This window comes from Acidimicrobiia bacterium (genome assembly GCA_016650365.1).
In the GTDB taxonomy this organism is placed as follows: domain Bacteria; phylum Actinomycetota; class Acidimicrobiia; order Spongiisociales; family JAENVV01; genus JAENVV01.
In genome coordinates this window covers 1-1,731 of record JAENVV010000089.1, presented here as the reverse complement: position 1 = coordinate 1,731, position 1,731 = coordinate 1, and the positions used below count along the sequence as shown (strand labels likewise).

Sequence of the window (1,731 nt, the reverse complement as noted above, 5' to 3'; positions counted from 1 at the left end):
TTCGCAACAGACTCAGCCGAGGTCAGGTTGAGTCGCATCGCCCCGATCTCGGCTTTATGAAGCACGTCAGGAGATGACACTTTGGCGACCACCCTCTCACCGAACCGTTCGAAGGCATCCACGGCGGCACCCTGATCGGTGACAAGTTCTCCTTCGACCACCGGAAGCCCCCGCTCACCGAGAAGATGCTTGGAAGCGTGTTCCGAAAGCACCCTCTGGGGTGTCGAGCCGGGCCGGACTATCGGCCCGCTGGCGTCACGCTCATAGAACGCCACGGCCCCGGCCAAAGCGGCGATAGCTGCCCGGGGGTCGGTCACCACGGCGGCGCCCTCGGCCCTGAGCCGGGCGAGGCTGTCGGTCACCTGATCGCCTGCCATCCACAGATGAACAATCGGGACCGAGTCAATGGCGAGCAAAGAATCGACTCGCTCGGGCGTGTGGGCGGGTGGATGAGCCGACGAAACCGCCAGCACAATGTCATAACTTTCGTCCATTCCGAACGCTTCGACCACCGACCCAAACCGGCCTGGTCCCCCGATGATCGCTCCCATATCCAGCGGGTTCTTGACAGCTCCGAGCTGCATGAATGGAGCCACTTTTTCTTTCAGCTCCGAACCCGGCGGCGCCAGCGCCAACCCCCGGGCGTCGGCCAGGTCCGAGAGCAGAATGGCCACTCCTCCCGAATGGGTTACCATCCCGACGCCGGGCCCACCGAGTATCCGAGTGCGGGCCAGAACGTCAGCAACATCGAATACTTCCTCTGGAGTGTCGGCCAAACCGATCCCCAACGACCGGCAGACTCCCTCGAACACCCGCCGATTCGTGGCGAGCGCTCCCGTGTGGGTGGCGAGCATGTGGCGGCTCGATTCGGTCCGGCCAAGGTGACAAGCCGCGACTCTGATTCCCCTGGCATGGGCAGCCGTCACCGCTTCGATGAAGCCGACCCCATCCCGGATGGTCTCGACGATCAGGGCGATCGACCTGATTCCGTCCAACTCAGCGACGGCCGAGATGGCATCGGCAATGGTCAGATCGGCTTCGTTGCCAGTCGAGACGGAGGCGCCAATACCTTGACCGCGTCCGGCAGCGAGATTGTTGAGGTAGCTCATGATCCCGCCAGATTGGCTTACCACTCCCACGGGCCCCGGCTTGATCTGATCCGATGGACGGTCAAGAAAGGTCAGAAAGCTGGCTGCCAGGCCATGAGCCGGGGCAATAACTCCGCCGGAGTTCGGCCCCAGGACCCGGACGCCGTTGTGGGCGATGGCATCGACCAACTCAGCCTGACGCGCCACCCCATCACCCTGAGCTTCGCTAAAACCCCCGCTGAACACGACGACAACCGCTGGACCTTTCAGGTCCCGTACAGCCCCAGGAACCGAAGCGGCCGGAATCGCGCAGAGCACCAGGTCAACGGCGGGCAGATCACCGGTTGCCGCAACCATGGTGACGCCGTCCACAAACGGAGTTTGTGGATGAACCCCATAGATCGGTCCCTGAAAGCCGAACGTTTGAAGGTTGCGCAAGACCCGTGCGCCGTGCTTTTCGGCATTGTCCGACAATCCGACGATGGCGATCGAGGTGGGATCCAACATTCGACTCAAACTCAATGCGATGCCCTCTCCAGCTTTCGCCCTCCAAGATACATGACCCCGGCTGCCGTAAACGAGGCGGCCGCCACCAGTGACCAGGCGGTTTGATAACCGGCGTTCTCCACGATCCAACCGAACG

At 62.6% G+C, this 1,731-nt stretch carries 1 protein-coding gene; it reads right to left on the bottom strand.

The window, feature by feature from the left end:
* Positions 1 to 1,595: CoA-binding protein (locus JJE47_05170; GenBank protein ID MBK5266806.1), on the bottom strand; the 1,595-nt coding region annotated here is incomplete at its 3' end.
* Between the last annotated feature and the right edge of the window lie 136 nt (positions 1,596 to 1,731).